Below are 15,898 nucleotides of genomic sequence, written 5' to 3'. Positions count from 1 at the left end.
CCAAGGGGCGCGCCGAATGACAAGGATAAGCGCAAGGGTTCGATGGGGGACAGTCAGGCCAATTTTGACGAGATGCACGATGCCTCGGGTGCCACGCGCCCGGCATACGAGGATTACTGCCGGTGGTTCGACCAGCAGGACCCGGTGCTGCTCAAGCGCAAGAATGCCGAGGCCGACGAGAGTTTCCGGCGCACCGGCATCACCTTCAACGTCTATGGCGAGGAAGAGGCCGAAGAGCGGCTGATTCCGTTCGACATGGTGCCGCGGGTTATCACGGCGGGCGAATGGCGCCGACTGACCCGCGGGATCGAACAGCGCGTCCGCGCGCTCAACGCCTTTCTCTACGATCTCTACCACCGGCAGGAGATCATCCGCGCCGGGCGCTTGCCCGAACGCCTGCTGCGCAACAACGATGCGTGGCTGCCGAACATGGTGGGAATGGACCCGCCCGGCGGCATCTACACCCATATCGTGGGCATCGACCTGGTGCGCACCGGTCCCGATGAATGGTATGTGCTCGAAGACAATGCCCGCACGCCATCGGGGGTCTCCTACATGCTCGAGAACCGCGAGACGATGATGGCGATGTTCCCCGACCTGTTCAGCGCGGTCGCGGTCGAACCGGTCTCGAACTATCCGCGCCGCCTCGCGCGCAGCCTTGCCGCATGCGCGCCCGAGAAATGCGAAGGCACCCCCAATGTCGCGGTGCTCACGCCCGGCATCTACAATTCGGCTTATTTCGAACACGCCTTCCTCGCCGACCAGATGGGCGCGGAACTGGTCGAAGGCAGCGATCTGCGCGTGGTCGATGGCCGGGTGCAGATGCGCTGCACCAAGGGCTACCAGCCGGTCGACGTGCTCTATCGCAGGGTCGATGACGATTATCTCGACCCGCTCACCTTCGAACCCGACAGCCTGCTCGGCGTGCCGGGTATCATGGATGTCTATCGCAGCGGCGGCATCACCATCGCCAATGCGCCGGGCACCGGGGTATCGGACGACAAGGCGATCTATTCCTTCATGCCCGAGATCGTCGAATTCTACACCGGCGAAAAACCCTTGCTGCCCAATGTCGAGACCTGGCGCTGCAGCGATCCGGACAGCCTTGCCCACGTGCTCGAAAACCTGTCGGAAATGGTGGTCAAGGAGGTGCACGGATCGGGCGGTTACGGCATGCTGATCGGCCCCGCGGCGAGCCGGAAGGAACTGCGCGAATTTCGGGCCAAGCTCGAGGCCAGGCCCGAAAACTACATCGCACAGCCCACGCTCGCCCTCTCGACCTGTCCGGTCTTTGCCAAGAGCGGGCTTGCGCCCCGCCATGTCGACTTGCGGCCCTTCGTGCTGGTTTCGCCCGAGGGCGTCGATATCACGCCGGGCGGCTTGACCCGGGTTGCGCTCAAGAAGGGATCGCTGGTTGTCAATTCCTCGCAGGGCGGCGGGACCAAGGATACCTGGGTGCTCAAGGACTGATGGGCGAGGTGCAATCATGCTAGGCCGGACAGCCAACGGATTGTTCTGGATGTTCCGCTATCTCGAACGCGGAGAGAACACGGCGCGCCTGCTCGATGCGGGGTTGCGCATGGCGCTTACCCGCGACGTCGAGAGCGCGAAGGAGGAATGGCGCTCGGTGATCTCGACGCTGGGCCTCAAGTCTGCCTTCGAAAGCGCCTATGACAATTATGACGGGCCGTCGGTGTGGAATTTCGTCCTGCGCGACGAGGCCAACCCGGCCAATGTGCGGTCGGTCTTCGCAAAGGTCCGCAACAATGCCCGCACCGCACGCACCAGCATTTCGAGCGAGGTGTGGGAGGCGGTCAACAGCAACTGGATGACTCTCGACAAGCTTCTCAGCCGACCGGTCAGCCAGTCGGGCCTCGGCGAGGTGGTCACCCGGTTGCGCCGCACCGGCACCCAGGTTCACGGGGCGATAGACGGCTCGATGATGCGCAACGAGGCCTATCACTTCGCGCGCGCCGGCACTTTCGTCGAACGCGGCGAAAGCACTGCGCGCATCCTCGACATGAAATATTACCTGCTGCTGCCGTCGCTTTCCCACGTCGGGTCGAGCATCGATAGCGGCCAGTGGGACCAGGTCCTGCGCTCTGTTGCCGGCAGCACCGCTTTCAGCTGGCTCAATGCCGGCAAGATCGACGCGCGTTCGATCGTCGAATTCCTCGTGCTCGACGATCGCTTTCCGCGCAGCCTTGCCTTCTGCCGCAGCGCACTGCGCGACAATCTCGCCGCGCTGGCCCGCTGCCACGGCACCGAAGGCACCTCCAACGCGCTGATGCGTGATGCCGACATGCATATTGCCGACCTCACGGTCGATGAGATCTTCGACCAGGGCCTGCACAGCTTCCTGATTGATTTCATGGCCCGAAACAGCGCGATCGCTCATGCAATCGGCGAAGATTACAGGTTCCTGTCATGAAATTGGCGATCCGTCACACCACCCGGTATTCGTTCAAGGAGCCGGTCGTCCACGCGCTCCAGCGGCTGCGCCTGACGCCGAAAGCCACCCAGGGGCAGAAGATCCTCTCGTGGTCGATGAAATACGACAATGCGCATGCCGAGCTCGAATATGACGACCAGAACTTCAACACCGTCACCCTTGTCGCGGTCGAGCCGGGGGTGAGCGAGGTCACCGTGACCTGCGAGGGAGAGGTCCAGACCGAGGACAATGCCGGGGTCATAGGCCAGCATGCTGGGCACCTGCCCTTGTGGAGCTTTCTCGGCCAGACCCCTCTGACCCGTCCGGGCCGCAAGCTCACCAGCCTGTTGCGCGACGTGCCCGGCTTCGCTTCGCCGCCGCCGGTCGAGGAGCGCCTCGATTTCCTTCACGCGCTGTCCGCCACGATCCGCGATCGGGTCGAATATCGAACCGGCGCGACCAAGGTCACCACCACCGCCGAAGAGGCCGTGATCGCGGCGAAAGGCGTGTGCCAGGATCACGCGCACATCTTCATCGGCGCGGCTCGCAAGGCCGAAATTCCCGCGCGCTATGTCAGCGGATACCTGATGATGAACGACCGGATCGAGCAGGAGGCCACCCATGCCTGGGCCGAGGCGCATATCGAGGGGCTGGGCTGGGTCGGGTTCGATATCTCGAACGGGATCAGCCCTGATCCGCGCTATGTCCGGGTGGCGACGGGGCGCGATTACCGCGATGCCGCCCCTGTGACGGGCATCAGCTTCGGCACCAACGAACAGGCGCTGAGCGTCGATGTCGCGGTCGAACAGCAGACCGACCAGCAGGCCCAGTAATGTCAGATCCGCCGCGCGCCGGGCGTTCGGCAGCGCGGCACAGACCATTCATGGAGAAGAACAGATGACCTATTGCGTTGGCATGGTGCTCGAAAAGGGACTTGTCCTGATGAGCGACACGCGCACCAATTCGGGCGTCGACAATATTTCGGTGTTCCGCAAGATGTTCCACTGGCAGGTGCCGGGCGAACGGATGATCGCGGTGATGACCGCGGGCAATCTTGCCACCACGCAGGCCGTAATCAGCAAGCTCGAGGAGCGCACCAAGCATCCCGGCGAGCGCGAGACCACCTTGCTCAACGGCCCGACCATGTTCAGCGTCGTCAGCGAGATCGGCAAGCTGCTGCGCACCACGATTGCCGAACGGCAGGAAGCCAATGGCGCGCGCGGCAAGGGGCGTTTCACCGCCTCGATAATCGTCGCGGGCCAGATCGCCGGGATGGAGCCGCGATTGTTCATGATCTATCCCGAAGGCAATTTCATCGAGGCCAGCTGGGACACCCCGTTCTTCCAGATCGGCGAGACCAAGTATGGTCGCCCGATCCTGATCCGCGGCTATGACCGTGAAATGAGCCTCGAGGATGCGGTCAAGCTGGTGATGGTCTCGTTCGATTCCACTCTGAAGGCGAACCTGTCTGTCGGGCTCCCGCTCGACCTGATGGTAATCGGGAAGGATGAATTCGCACCCATCCACCAGCACCGCGTCACCCATGACGATGCCTATTTCGCCCAGATTTCCACCAATTGGGGGGAGGCGCTCAAATCGGCATTCCATTCGCTGCCCGGCTACAGCTTCGAGTCGGGCTGAGCGATTCTGGCGCGATTCTGGGCGAATGGCGATAAAGCGGACAGGCTAATAGCGATTTACATGTCCCGCGGGACATTTGAATCGTTCAATCTGGAGGTGAATTCGCCTTAGGATTCACCGCATTAAACCCTTTATGACCCAAAGATCGCTCCGGATCGGGTTAGGTCCGGCGTGAAACGTGCATCGCATAGGGGCACCACCCTAGGCATGTCACGCAAAGCCCCGCTCCACTTCATCGATTCCAACAGCCGCCACCGCGCTGAACTGGCCAGGATCGGCTTCACACTCGGCCACCATTCCGAGGTGTATGGCGACCTGTCGGAATTGTCCGTTCACCCACCGCGCGACGGGATCATCATCGCCCGCGACACCCCGCACGAAGGGGGCGTTGCGATAATTCTCGAACGGTTGAGCCGGCTTGGCATATGGTTGCCGCTGATCGCGATCGATACCGATCCGCGACCGGGACGCATCGTCGAAGCGATCAAGGCCGGCGCGCTCGATTACCTCTCGCTTCCGCTCGACACCGACCGGTTCGAACGGTGCCTGACACGCATCGCGAAGGAAGCCGAAGTGTTCGGCGCCGCACGCCGCCGCATGATCGAGGCGCGCGACAGGATTTCGAGCCTTTCGGCCCGCGAACGCGAAGTGCTCGAATGGCTGGCCGAAGGCAGCAGCAACAAGGTGATTGCGCGCGAACTCGATATCAGCCCGCGCACGGTCGAAATTCATCGCGCCAACATGATGCACAAGCTCGGCGCACGCCATGCCGCCGAAGCGGTGCGGCTCAAGCTCGAAGCGAAACTGGAACCAAAAATCGAGGTGTAGTGCGACCGGGTCCGGCGGCCGACCCGACCGATCGGCTCTCGCTCAGGCGTACCATCCTCGATGCCCCTGCGGCCCCGGCGCCTCCCTGCGGTGCCGGGGCCGTTCGCTTGTCCGTGCCGGAGGTCTGCCCATGCTGGGTGCGTGACGGCGCTGACGGATGGCCTGGCAATCGCGACCGCTGTGCGCCTCTAGCGGCAGAAGGACCGCTTCGCGGCAGACCCTTCGAGGTGGAAATGGTCGGCATGAGCGCGGTTGTATTCGGGGCCGAGCACAGTGCCGAACCTCTTGCAGGCGCTGGCATGGACCACCCGCAGGAACTCGCGCTCGGCAGCGCTTCCGGAATGCCAGTCGCCCGAAAGCGTGATCCGCCGCCCGTCTTCGAGCACGAAACCCGACACGTCGATCGCCTCCGCGCTGGCATGCGCCGATCGCTTGTTCGAACCGGCGATGTTGCGGCAGGCATAGCTGCCCATGGTCTCGATCCGCGCGAGCGGGCTGCCAAGGATCTGGCGCGCCGCGCGATCGACACCGAACCGGGCCCAATTGCCGAACGCGCTAGCGACCCGGCATTGCACCGGCCCGATATTCGAAACGCCGAACTGGGACAAATCGCCCGAAAGTGCGGAAATCTGCACCGTGCCGAGCCGGTTGCAGCCAGGCGCGGCATAGCTGTCCGGAAGCGCCTGAAAGCGCACGCCGGATTGGGAAAGGTCAGTCAGACAGGCGGCATCTTCGGGACGCGATCCAAGGCCTTGCGGCGTGGTCACGATCCGCCGCGGCTCAGCGCGCGTAGGCGCCCCGACTTGCGCGCTCCGTTCAGCGCGGCTGGTCTCGGCCGGCCCGCTGCCAGCCGGCACCAGGGAACCGCATCCGGCCAGCGCGAGAACTGCGCAGCCACCTGCGACAAAACGCGTAATGAGCCCGTGTTTCATACCTAGGCAGCGTTACGCGAAATTGGTTAACGTCGACCCAACGAAAAGCGCCGGGGCCGGGTCACCGGGGTCTGGCGGAGCGTGCTGATCGCAATGCCGAACCTAGTCGAGCTTCCGGGTCACGGCGCGTCTTCGGCGACCTGTTCCCACAATTCGATCTTCACCCCGTTGGGATCGAGCACCCAGGCAAACTTGCCATAACCTTCATCGACGCTGTCGAGCACGTCGACATCGCGCGACTTGAGCAGTTCGACAAAGCCATCGAGATCGTTGACCCTGAGGTTGATCATGAAACCGCCCTTGCCGGGCTGGATGTATTCGTCGTTCTTGAAATGGCTGATCAGTGAATAGGGGTTGGGCTTGGGTTCGTCGGACCATGCCAGCTGCGGACCGTATTCGCCGTCAATGCCGAGCTTGTCGCGATACCAGGCCCGGGTCGCTTCGGGATCGGCGGCGACATAGAACACGCCCCCCAGTCCGGTGATGCGCGGATTGTCGGCCATGTTCGCTCTCCCCTTCAAGGCCCGCACCATGCCCGAAGGCAGCGCCGGGCGAAAGGGTTACTGCGCGGTTGCTTCGCCCACTGCGTTTCCGGCGGTGGCCTTGCTGACCACGACGATCGCGATCCATGCCGCGATGAAGCCGGGGACGATCTCGTAGAGCCCTTCGCCGCGGTGGAAATCGGCATTGAGCCCCAGGGCGATCCAGATGCCTGCCACCAGCGCGCCCGTGACCAGTCCCGCGACCGCGCCCGCGCCGGTCATGCCGCGCCAGGTCAGCGCGAGCAGGATCAGCGGACCAAATGCAGCGCCGAACCCGGCCCAGGCATTGGCCACGAGGCCGAGCACCTGGCTGTCAGGATCGCTGGCGATGACGATCGCGGCAATCGCCACGACCGCCACGAACACGCGCCCGATATTGACTGCCTCGCGTTCGCTGGCCTGGCGGCGCACGAAGAGTCGGTAGAAATCCTCGGTCAGCGAACTCGAGGAGACCAGCAGTTGCGATGAGATCGTGCTCATGATCGCGGCCAGCAGGGCAGCGAAAAGGAAACCGGTCACGAGCGGGTGAAACAGCATCTCGGCAAGGATGATGAAGATCGTCTCCGGGTCATCGACCACCAAACCGTTGCGGGTGGCATAGGCGCGCCCCGCGAGCCCCATCGCGACCGCACCGACCAGTGATACCGCCATCCAGGAAAGGCCGTAGGTGCGCGCGCGCGCGACCTTTTCGACCGTGTCGATCGCCATGAAGCGCACGATGATATGCGGCTGGCCGAAATAGCCCAGGCCCCAGGTCACCGCGCTGATGAAGCCGAGCAGGGTCAACCCTTCGGTCAGGCTCAGGAACCCCTCGACCGGGACTTCGGCCAGCGAGGCGCCAGCGGCACCGCCATCGCCGAACATCACCACCAGCGGCATGATGACGAGCGCGAGCATCATGATGATGCCCTGGACAAAATCGGTGAGGCTGACCGCGAGAAAGCCGCCAACCATGGTGTAGGCGAGGACGATCCCGGCGGTGATCAGGATGCCGAGCATGTAATCGCTCAGGCCCGTTCCCGGCAGCATCCCGGCGAAAGCGGTTTCGAACAGCTTGCCCCCGCCGACGAGACCTGCCGCGGTGTAAACGGTGAAGAAGACGACGATCACCACCGCACTGATCACGCGCAAATTGGTCCCCTGATCGGGGAAACGGTTGGCGAGAAATTGCGGAATGGTGAGCGCATTGCCGTATTGTTCGGTCTGCGCGCGTAGTCGCGGGGCGACCACGATCCAGTTGACGACAGCGCCTGCAAACAGCCCGATCCCGATCCAGGCCGCGCTCAACCCGGCAAGGTAAAGAGCACCCGGCAATCCAAGCAGCAGCCAGCCCGACATGTCCGATGCGCCCGCCGAAAGCGCCGCGACCGAAGGCGGGAGATTGCGACCGGCGAGCAGATATCCCTCGCTATCGGCCGTCGACTTGCGCCAGGCGTAAAGCCCGATGGCGATCATGGCGATGAAATAGGCGGCGAGCGATGCGAGAGTGGCTGTGTTCATGTTGCGCAGGGACGTAACATTTGAACGCGCCCATGGCTACCTGTGCAAAGGGGAGGGGCTTTGCGCCCCAGGCGCCGGTTGCACCCCCTTGCCCGCCTCGCGCGTCAGGGAAGGGGTGCGATCAGAGTTCGCGAACGCCGAGCAGGATATCGAGCCGTTCGTCACCGCTGCGAAAGAAGAAGCGCGCGAAGCCGACGATCTCGCTGAGCGTCCAGCGCGGCTTGTTGTTTGAAGGCGAGGCGAAGTTGAGCGAAAGGCTGGTCACGATGCCATCTCCTTGTCAAAGCCGATTCCCGTTATGCCGAAGCGTTCGTCGAGCAGCAGAGCGGCGAGATCTTCCCGGCAGAGCCTCTGGGAGAATCGCGCGCCGGTGGCGCCGCCTGCGGACCAGCGGACCGCGACAGAGGCGAATTCCATCCCGCAAAGCGTCACGGTGAACAAGGTGCCAGCGGGAGTGTCGGGCAGGCCGCGAAGGCGGATGCCGCCAAGCGAGATGTTCTCGACCACCGCGGTGTGAACCTCGCCGTTGATCCAGCAGATTGCTTCTGACTTGCACGGCACCCGTACCGAGCGCACGGGAAACTGGTCGTCCTCGTCGCGGATGTCGGCGACATGCTCGACCCCGACCGATCGCCCGTCGCGCCAGACGACCTCGGCGGAAATGCAGTTCCTGGCTTCCCAGAAATATTGGATGCGATCGCCCACCGCGAGGTCGAAGCCGGCATCGATCTCGATGCAGGCGCCGTTTGCGGAATAGTTGCGGATCAGGCCAAGCGAGACCCGCTGCGGTGCGATGACACAGCACGGGCGGAACATGGTGCGATGACGGATCGCGGCCCGCCTGTCATTCATCGCCTCATTCATCGGCATATCCAGCGGCATTGCCGGGCGATGATCCTGAACGACCGTCTGCGAAGTGGTGACTGACATGATCCGCGACCTCCAAATGGACGGACGCTTGATCTCTTGTTCTCGCGATCAGAGGCATCCGTAAGGATTGCTAGGGACGCTCCTCGATCATGGGTCGAGGACCAATTCGAACCAGGTTCGAGGAGCGTCCTTTGTCAGCGAGCCGGCGATGCAATTGGTCAAACACGCATTAGACCGTTTGTGAGCGACCTCCACGACAATGAGAAAACGTGGAGTGGGCTTGTGCAACGCCGGAACCAACCGACGATTTGCAAACTAGCCAAACCATTGAGGGAAAACAGTTTCATACCGTGAATGAAACAGCGTGCACCACCAACCCTACAGTTATTATGCAGTTACGCGGGTTACTGTAACGCTGTAACACGCACGCAATTCCGCGACTTTTCGTTCGGGAGCCAGGCAGACCGGATCAAATCATGTGTCAATCCGTTAACCCTCTGTTAGGGCATGGTTAACGCGCATTAAAGGGGGCTTCATGTCCGCAGCGACCGAGAATCTGGCCGATTATGCGACCGAAGTGAAAGGCGAGGTCGATCGCGTCCTTGCAGACGTTGTTTTTCGGCGCGCCCCGATCCAGAGCCGCCTGCTGCAATTCCTGCTGAAAAAGGCGCTGGAAGGGGGCGCTCCTCCCTCCCAGTATGAAATCGCAGTCGATGGCCTGGGCAAGAGCTCCGATTACGATATCGAGACCGACAGCTATCCGCGCGTCCAGATTTCGCGCCTGCGGCGCAATCTCGACAATTACTATGCCCGCAACCAGCCAGCTCACGGATTGCGGCTGACGGTCGATCCGGGCGTCTACCGGCTCGGGCTGGCCAAGGCGGATCATGACGCGCCGGACCGCGGCGATCGGTCAGCATCAGCCGCGCCCGAGCGCGATCGCGTGGATGCGCTGCGCGAGCTGTCGTTACCCACCGGGGCCAACCGCGTTCTGGTGTATCTGGCCGCGCTCGCATTCGTCGCTGCGCTGGCATTCGGGACGTGGAAGATCGCCACCACTGGCCCGGATACAAGGGTCACCCGGCCAACCACCGCCTTGTTGATCGATACCGGTTTCGATTCGGTCCCGACCACGGCGGCGCAAAGGGGGCTCGACATCTCGAAGCAGATTGCCGAGATCCAGTTGAGCAATTCCTTCGTCTCCAAACCGCTTGCGATCGGCCGCGAGCCGACCGAGGCCGATTACGTGCTCAAGCTCAATTTCGGCATGGGGCTGATGGAGTCGGGTTCGCTGTTCCTGGTCTTCACCGAACGGGAAGGCGATGTGCTCTATTCAAACGAGATCGTGTTCGATCCCGACAATCCGGAAGATTTCGCAAGCGAGCTCGAAGCATCGCTCGTCTATCTTACCTCGCCGATCGGGGCCATCGCGGAAACCGAGCTTGCCGAGGTCTCGGACCCCATGAATTCACCCTATACCTGCTTCCTCACGATCGAGAGCGGCCGCAGCAGCGGGGCCGAGACTTCGCAGATGGTCGATGCCTGTCTCGAAGCGTTCCCGCAAAGCGATTACCGCTCGTTCTGGTATGCGAGGCGCGCCTTCTCCGCTTACCAGGAGCGGGTTGTTGCCGGAGAGCCGATCAGCAAGTCGGGCGAGGCCTGGGCCGATGTGCGGCGCGCATTCGATGCCGACCGTTTCAACGCCTTTGCCAATTTCATCGCCGCCAAGGTCGAGCTTGCGGAAGGCAATTGCGAACAGGCGCTCGATTACGTCAACCGCGCTCTCGAACGGGGCAGCTCCTACCCCGTGCTCGTCGCCGGTATGGAGGCCAATGCTGCCTCGTGCCGGGGCGATGAGGAGGCCGATGCCGCCATGGCGAACCGGATCAGGACGCTCGCACGCTACAACCCCAATCCCGACCCGCTGCTTCACCTGTATCTGGTTATCGCGCTCCTGGGATCGGGCGACAGGGCAACCGCCGAACAGATCGCCCGGCGTTCGATGATCGCCAATCCCGAGGGTCCGATCGAGGAATCCTCCGACCTCTTGCGGCGCGCGCTCGAGGACAGACGCATCGCCCGCTCCAATGCCGAGCGCATCTCGGACATGGTGTTCCTGTTTGTCTGGAACCGCAGGACGACCGACCAGATCATGCAGACGCTGACCGGCTGAACCGGCAGGACTGCACGCAACTGGCGCGCGGACAGTCCGATCAGTTCGCCTTGCTGCGCTTGGCCTTCTTGCGCTCGTGCGGGCACAGGAGCGTCTTGCGCAGGCGGATCGATTGCGGCGTCACCTCGACCATCTCGTCATCGTCGATATAGGCGATCGACTGTTCGAGCGTCATCCGGCGCGGCGGGGTGAGGCGGATCGAATCGTCCTTGCCCGACGAGCGGATATTGGTCAGCTGCTTGGCCTTCATCGGGTTGACCTCGAGGTCGTCCGGCTTGGCGTTTTCGCCGATGATCATGCCCTCATACAGCTTCATCTGCGGGGCGATGAACAATTCGCCGCGCTCTTCGAGCATGTTGAGCGCATAGGCATTGGCCTCGCCATCGCCATTCGAGATCAGCACGCCGTTGTTACGGCCCTCGATCGGGCCCTTGTAGGGGCCGTATTTCTCGAACAGGCGGTTCATGATGCCGGTCCCGCGCGTGTCGGACAGGAATTCGCCGTGATAGCCGATCAGTCCGCGCGAAGGGGCCGAAAAGGTGATGCGGGTCTTGCCCTGGCCCGAGGGGCGCATCTCGGTGAGGTCGGCCTTGCGCTTCTGCATCTTCTCGACGACCGTTCCCGAGTGCTCGTCATCGACGTCGATCACGACCGTCTCATACGGCTCCGTGCGCTGGCCGTCTTCCTCGCGGAACAGCACCTTGGGCCGGCTGATTCCGAGCTCGAAGCCCTCGCGGCGCATGGTCTCGATCAGCACGCCGAGCTGCAATTCGCCGCGTCCTGCAACCTCGAAACTGTCCTTGTCATCGCTTTCGGTGATGCGGATCGCGACATTGGTTTCCGCCTCGCGCATCAGACGGTCGCGGATCATGCGGCTGGTCACCTTGTCGCCTTCGCGCCCGGCGAGCGGGCTGTCATTGACCGAAAAGCGCATGGCGAGCGTGGGCGGATCGATCGGCTGGGCTTCGATCGGAGTGGTGACCGAGGGATCGCAGATCGTGTTGGCGACGGTGGCCTTCTCAAGGCCCGCCAGCGCGATGATGTCGCCTGCCTTGGCGCTTTCGACCGGCACGCGTTCGAGCCCGCGGAAAGAGAGCAGCTTGGTCGCGCGGCCGGTTTCGACGACATTGCCGTCGCGGTCGATCGCGTGGATCGGATCGTTCACCTTGAGCGTGCCCGACTGGACCCGGCCGGTGAGCACGCGGCCCATGAAATTGTCGCGGTCAAGCAGCGTTGCAAGGAACGAGAACGGCGCGTCGACCTCGAGGCCCGGCTCGGGCACATGGTCGACGATCAGCTTGAACAGCGGGTCGAGCGTGCCTTCGCGTGCGCTTTCGTCGTCGCTGGCATAGCCGTCGCGGCCGCTCGCCCAGAGCGAGGGGAAATCGAGCTGGTCGTCATCGGCGTCGAGCGATGCGAACAGGTCGAACACCTCGTCGAGCACTTCCTGCGGGCGGCCGTCGGGTCGGTCGATCTTGTTGACGACGACGATCGGGCGCAGGCCGAGTGCGAGCGCCTTTCCGGTAACGAACTTGGTCTGCGGCATCGCGCCTTCGGCGCTGTCGACCAGCAGGATCACCCCGTCGACCATCGACAGGATGCGCTCGACCTCGGCGCCGAAATCGGCGTGACCGGGGGTGTCGACGATATTGATCCGGGTCACCTCGCCATCGGGGCCTTCCCATTCGACGCTGGTGCACTTGGCAAGAATGGTGATCCCGCGCTCTTTCTCGAGATCGCCCGAATCCATAGCGCGTTCCTCGACCCGCTGGTTCTCGCGAAACGTGCCGGACTGCCGGAAAAGCTGATCGACCAGGGTGGTTTTCCCGTGATCGACGTGAGCGATGATGGCGACGTTGCGCAGGGATGAAGGCGCCTTGGACATGGGAAATATTCTCTAATTTGCGGGCGAGCCCGGATGGGCCGGCGGATCGGGGAGGCCGGGCATGTTGCCCTGCAGCACGGGGATTGACGCTACGGCAAAGAGCGGGTCGCGTCAGGGCGATGCTGCAGCGCACAATCCGCGGCATCTTCGCCAGCGCGCCTAGCGCAGCAGGCGCAGGGCGGCAAGCGCAAAGCTGAGCGCGAAAGAATCGCCCAGCCAGCGGGTGTGTCGGTGTTGCAACATTACGCCTGAACCCGCGCAAAACCACGGGTCCGCTGCTTGTCGCTTCGGCAACACTGGCCTATCACCCGCCGTGATCGGAGCTGATCGCGTGCGCATCCATGATGCGAAACGGGAATCGCGGCGGCGTCCGAGGGGATTTGAGGAGAGGATTTCCATGCGTTCCAACTTTTCCGGCCAGGCCGGGTCGTTCCGCTACACCCTGCTTGCTGGCGCTGCCGCATTCGCGGTGACCGCACCCAGCGCGGCTTTCGCGCAGGACAACAGCACCCAGGTCGATTCCGACGATGCTGACCAGATGGTTCTCGAGCCCGAGGCAGAGAATTCGTCCAATGTCATCATCGTCACTGCTTCCAAGCGCGAACAGACGCTTCAGGAAACCCCGATTTCGGTCAGCGTCACCAGCGGCGAAACGCTCGAACAGGCGCAGATCCGCGACGTCCTCGATCTCCAGACGGTGACCCCGTCGCTGCGCGTCAGCCAGCTCCAGACGGCATCGGCCTCGACCTTCATCATTCGCGGCTTCGGCAATGGCGACAACAATTTCGGGATCGAACCCTCGGTCGGCGTCTTCATCGACGGCGTATTCCGTTCGCGTTCGGCCGGCGCCCTGTCCGACCTGCCCAACGTGCAACGCATCGAAGTGCTGAACGGCCCGCAATCGACGCTGTTCGGCAAGAACGCCTCGGCCGGCGTCATCTCGGTCGTCACCCGCGAGCCGCAATTCACCTTCGGCGGCAGCGTCGAGGCGACCTACGGCAATTTCAACGCGATCACGGTCAAGGGTGATGTCACCGGCCCGATCAGCGAAAACATCGCCTTCTCTATCGACGGCAGCTACAACACCCGCGACGGCTACGGCACGATCGTCAATCTCAACGAAGAGATCAACGATCGCAACCGCTACGCGGTGCGCGGCCAGTTGCTGATCGAGCCGACACCCGATTTCCGCATCCGCGCTATCGCGGATTATTCGGAAATCGACGAGGTGTGCTGCACGGTCGGCAATATCGTCGCCGGTCCGACCGCTGCCGGGATCGTCGCTGTCGGCGGCCAGCTGCCCGACACCAACGACTTCTTCGGCCGCGAGGTGTTCCTGAACTTCGTGCCCGAGAACAAGGTCAAGAATTACGGCGGCTCGGTCCAGATGGATTATTCCACCGGCCCGCTGACCTTCACCTCGATCACCTCCTATCGCGAGCTCGAGAACAGCTTCCTCACCGATATCGACTTCACCAGCGCGGACATCGCCACCGAGACCCGCGCCCAGCAGGTCGAGACCTTCACGCAGGAAGTCCGGCTCACCTCGGATTTCGACGGCCCGATCAACTTCCTGCTCGGCGGTTTCTACTTCGATGAATCGATCGCTCAGCAGAGCGCGATCCAGAACGGCTCGCAGATCCGCAACTTCTTCGAAATCCTCGCCGGCGAGGACCCGGTCGCGGTGCTGACCGGCCAGCCGACCCTGTTCAACGGATTGGAGCAGAGTTTTGGGTTCCCGCAGGAATCGATCTTCAACACGCCGCTCCTGACCAGCGAAGACTTCTTCATGGACAACACGGCGTGGTCGGTTTTCGGTACGGTTGATTTCGAGCCGGTCGACGGTCTCGTCTTCACCGTCGGCGGCAACTACACCGACGATGAAAAGACCTTCGGGCTGTCGCAGCAGAGCTTCGACCCGCTCGCACAGGTCAATTTCGTAGACGCCTTCATCACGCAGGCAACAGCGCTAAATCCGGGTCTGCCGACTGTCACCACGCGTGACCAGTTCCAGGCGCTCCCGGCTGCGGTCCAGGCAGGTCTGCTCGCAGCTGCCACCGACCCGACCCAGAACCCGCTGCTCGGCCTTGCCGGGTTCCAGTTCCAGCCGCCGTTCCTCAACTTCCCGAACGCGGTCGAACCGGGCGTGACCAATGATGACAAGTTCACCTACCTGCTGCGCGCCTCCTACGAGGTCACGCCCGAGGTGAACGTCTATGCAAGCTACGCCACCGGCTTCAAGGCGAGCTCGATCAACCTGTCGCGCGACAGCCGTCCGTCGAATACCGATTTCCTTGCAGGACCGGGCGGATCGACCTTTGCAGCGCCGGATTCGCCGATCATCAATGCCGGGCTCGCAGTGCCGAACCTCGTTTCGGGCTCGCGCTTTGCAGGCCCGGAAGAAACCGAGGTCTACGAAGTCGGCATCAAGGGCCAGTGGGAGGGCTTTGGCATCAACCTTGCGCTGTTCGACCAGTCGATCGAGGGCTTCCAGAGCTTCGCCTTCACCGGCACCGGCTTTGCCCTGCGCAATGCCGGTAAGCAGTCGGTCCGCGGTTTCGAAATGGATGCGACGATCAACCCGACCGACGGGCTGGTCTTCACCTTCGCGATGACGCATCTCGATCCGCTGTTCGACAGTTTCCCGGGCAGCGTTCTGGGCGATCTCACCGGGGCCCGCCCGGCGGGCATCCCGAGCTTCGCCATCGCGACTTCGGCGACCTACACGCACGAATTCGACAGCGGTTCGCGCCTGATCACGCGTTTCGACTACAACCACGAGAGCAATACGCGGATCAACAATGGTCTGCCCACCTTTGGCCCCAACAATTTCATGCGCGAGGTCAATCTCGTGAACGGGTCGATGACTTTGGCTCTCAACAACGGGCTCGAAGTCGGCGTCTGGGGCCGCAACCTGTTCGACGACGAATACGTGACCACGGTGTTCGACGGCGTCGCACAGGCCGGCACGGTCTCGGGATATCCCAACCAGCCGCGCACCTATGGCGGTGTCGTGCGCTTCAAGTTCTGACGAACGAACCTCCCGCGAGGGAGACAAAGGGGGGGCTCCGCCAGCGATGGCGGGGCCCCCTTTTT

The 15,898-nt window shown here is 62.9% G+C and carries 13 protein-coding genes; 7 read left to right on the top strand and 6 right to left on the bottom strand.

Features of this window, described 5'->3' with window-relative positions; all coding sequences use genetic code 11:
- Positions 1 to 42: 42 nt before the first annotated feature.
- From ACKTSM_RS11280 to ACKTSM_RS11260, 5 genes are all read left to right on the top strand, one after another.
- A complete protein-coding gene (locus tag ACKTSM_RS11280) occupies positions 43 to 1,470 on the top strand; it encodes a circularly permuted type 2 ATP-grasp protein (protein WP_407874748.1) in 1,428 nt (475 codons plus the stop codon).
- Between the two features lie 16 nt (positions 1,471 to 1,486).
- Positions 1,487 to 2,431, top strand: a complete 945-nt coding sequence (locus tag ACKTSM_RS11275; RefSeq protein ID WP_407874747.1) for an alpha-E domain-containing protein — start codon at positions 1,487 to 1,489, stop codon at positions 2,429 to 2,431.
- The gene (locus ACKTSM_RS11270; RefSeq protein ID WP_407874746.1) at positions 2,428 to 3,264 is read left to right on the top strand and encodes a transglutaminase domain-containing protein; all 837 of its coding nucleotides are present in this window, start codon (positions 2,428 to 2,430) and stop codon (positions 3,262 to 3,264) included. Before ACKTSM_RS11275 ends, ACKTSM_RS11270 begins: the two co-directional genes overlap by 4 nt.
- A gap of 64 nt (positions 3,265 to 3,328) precedes the next feature.
- A complete protein-coding gene (locus ACKTSM_RS11265; protein WP_407874745.1) occupies positions 3,329 to 4,072 on the top strand; it encodes a peptidase in 744 nt (247 codons plus the stop codon).
- Positions 4,073 to 4,279: 207 nt separating this feature from the next.
- On the top strand, positions 4,280 to 4,900 hold the full coding sequence (locus ACKTSM_RS11260) for a response regulator transcription factor (protein WP_407874744.1): 621 nt from the start codon (positions 4,280 to 4,282) through the stop codon (positions 4,898 to 4,900).
- Between the two features lie 188 nt (positions 4,901 to 5,088).
- Here ACKTSM_RS11260 and ACKTSM_RS11255 read toward each other — a convergent pair whose 3' ends face one another.
- From ACKTSM_RS11255 to ACKTSM_RS11235, 5 genes are all read right to left on the bottom strand, one after another.
- A complete protein-coding gene (locus ACKTSM_RS11255) occupies positions 5,089 to 5,667 on the bottom strand; it encodes an extensin family protein (RefSeq protein WP_407874743.1) in 579 nt (192 codons plus the stop codon).
- A 284-nt stretch (positions 5,668 to 5,951) separates the two neighbouring features.
- Entirely contained in the window at positions 5,952 to 6,335 is a 384-nt protein-coding gene (locus tag ACKTSM_RS11250; protein WP_407874742.1) for a VOC family protein, read from the bottom strand.
- Positions 6,336 to 6,392: 57 nt separating this feature from the next.
- The gene (gene putP / locus ACKTSM_RS11245; protein ID WP_407874741.1) at positions 6,393 to 7,874 is read right to left on the bottom strand and encodes a sodium/proline symporter PutP; all 1,482 of its coding nucleotides are present in this window, start codon (positions 7,872 to 7,874) and stop codon (positions 6,393 to 6,395) included.
- A 121-nt stretch (positions 7,875 to 7,995) separates the two neighbouring features.
- Positions 7,996 to 8,139 (bottom strand): hypothetical protein, encoded by a 144-nt coding sequence (locus tag ACKTSM_RS11240; RefSeq protein ID WP_407874740.1) that lies wholly within the window; start codon positions 8,137 to 8,139, stop codon positions 7,996 to 7,998.
- Positions 8,136 to 8,804: a PilZ domain-containing protein gene (locus ACKTSM_RS11235; protein WP_407874739.1), complete on the bottom strand. Its 669-nt coding sequence runs from the start codon at positions 8,802 to 8,804 to the stop codon at positions 8,136 to 8,138. The genes ACKTSM_RS11240 and ACKTSM_RS11235 overlap by 4 nt, the downstream gene beginning before the upstream one ends.
- Positions 8,805 to 9,279: 475 nt before the next feature.
- Here ACKTSM_RS11235 and ACKTSM_RS11230 point away from each other — a divergent pair, with 475 nt between their 5' ends.
- The gene (locus ACKTSM_RS11230; protein ID WP_407874738.1) at positions 9,280 to 10,917 is read left to right on the top strand and encodes a hypothetical protein; all 1,638 of its coding nucleotides are present in this window, start codon (positions 9,280 to 9,282) and stop codon (positions 10,915 to 10,917) included.
- 40 nt (positions 10,918 to 10,957) lie between these two features.
- Here the strand turns inward: ACKTSM_RS11230 and typA are convergent, their stop codons facing one another.
- The gene (gene typA, locus ACKTSM_RS11225; protein WP_407874737.1) at positions 10,958 to 12,802 is read right to left on the bottom strand and encodes a translational GTPase TypA; all 1,845 of its coding nucleotides are present in this window, start codon (positions 12,800 to 12,802) and stop codon (positions 10,958 to 10,960) included.
- A 397-nt stretch (positions 12,803 to 13,199) separates the two neighbouring features.
- Between typA and ACKTSM_RS11220 the strand changes: the two genes are divergently transcribed.
- Positions 13,200 to 15,833: a TonB-dependent receptor gene (locus tag ACKTSM_RS11220; protein WP_407874736.1), complete on the top strand. Its 2,634-nt coding sequence runs from the start codon at positions 13,200 to 13,202 to the stop codon at positions 15,831 to 15,833.
- Positions 15,834 to 15,898: the final 65 nt, after the last annotated feature.

The organism is Qipengyuania nanhaisediminis (genome assembly GCF_045862805.1).
Classification (GTDB): domain Bacteria; phylum Pseudomonadota; class Alphaproteobacteria; order Sphingomonadales; family Sphingomonadaceae; genus Erythrobacter; species Erythrobacter nanhaisediminis_A.
This window is presented reverse-complemented; position numbering and strand designations above follow the sequence as displayed.

Bases quoted from the DNA above. Each gene is read 5' to 3' on its own strand.
- ACKTSM_RS11220 (WP_407874736.1), top strand. From the start codon at position 13,200: ATGCGTTCCAACTTTTCCGGCCAGGCCGGGTCGTTCCGCTACACCCTG.
- ACKTSM_RS11260 (WP_407874744.1), top strand. From the start codon at position 4,280: ATGTCACGCAAAGCCCCGCTCCACTTCATCGATTCCAACAGCCGCCAC.
- ACKTSM_RS11250 (WP_407874742.1), bottom strand. From the start codon at position 6,335: ATGGCCGACAATCCGCGCATCACCGGACTGGGGGGCGTGTTCTATGTC.
- ACKTSM_RS11270 (WP_407874746.1), top strand. From the start codon at position 2,428: ATGAAATTGGCGATCCGTCACACCACCCGGTATTCGTTCAAGGAGCCG.
- ACKTSM_RS11265 (WP_407874745.1), top strand. From the start codon at position 3,329: ATGACCTATTGCGTTGGCATGGTGCTCGAAAAGGGACTTGTCCTGATG.
- typA (WP_407874737.1), bottom strand. From the start codon at position 12,802: ATGTCCAAGGCGCCTTCATCCCTGCGCAACGTCGCCATCATCGCTCAC.
- ACKTSM_RS11230 (WP_407874738.1), top strand. From the start codon at position 9,280: ATGTCCGCAGCGACCGAGAATCTGGCCGATTATGCGACCGAAGTGAAA.
- ACKTSM_RS11275 (WP_407874747.1), top strand. From the start codon at position 1,487: ATGCTAGGCCGGACAGCCAACGGATTGTTCTGGATGTTCCGCTATCTC.
- putP (WP_407874741.1), bottom strand. From the start codon at position 7,874: ATGAACACAGCCACTCTCGCATCGCTCGCCGCCTATTTCATCGCCATG.
- ACKTSM_RS11280 (WP_407874748.1), top strand. From the start codon at position 43: ATGGGGGACAGTCAGGCCAATTTTGACGAGATGCACGATGCCTCGGGT.
- ACKTSM_RS11235 (WP_407874739.1), bottom strand. From the start codon at position 8,804: ATGTCAGTCACCACTTCGCAGACGGTCGTTCAGGATCATCGCCCGGCA.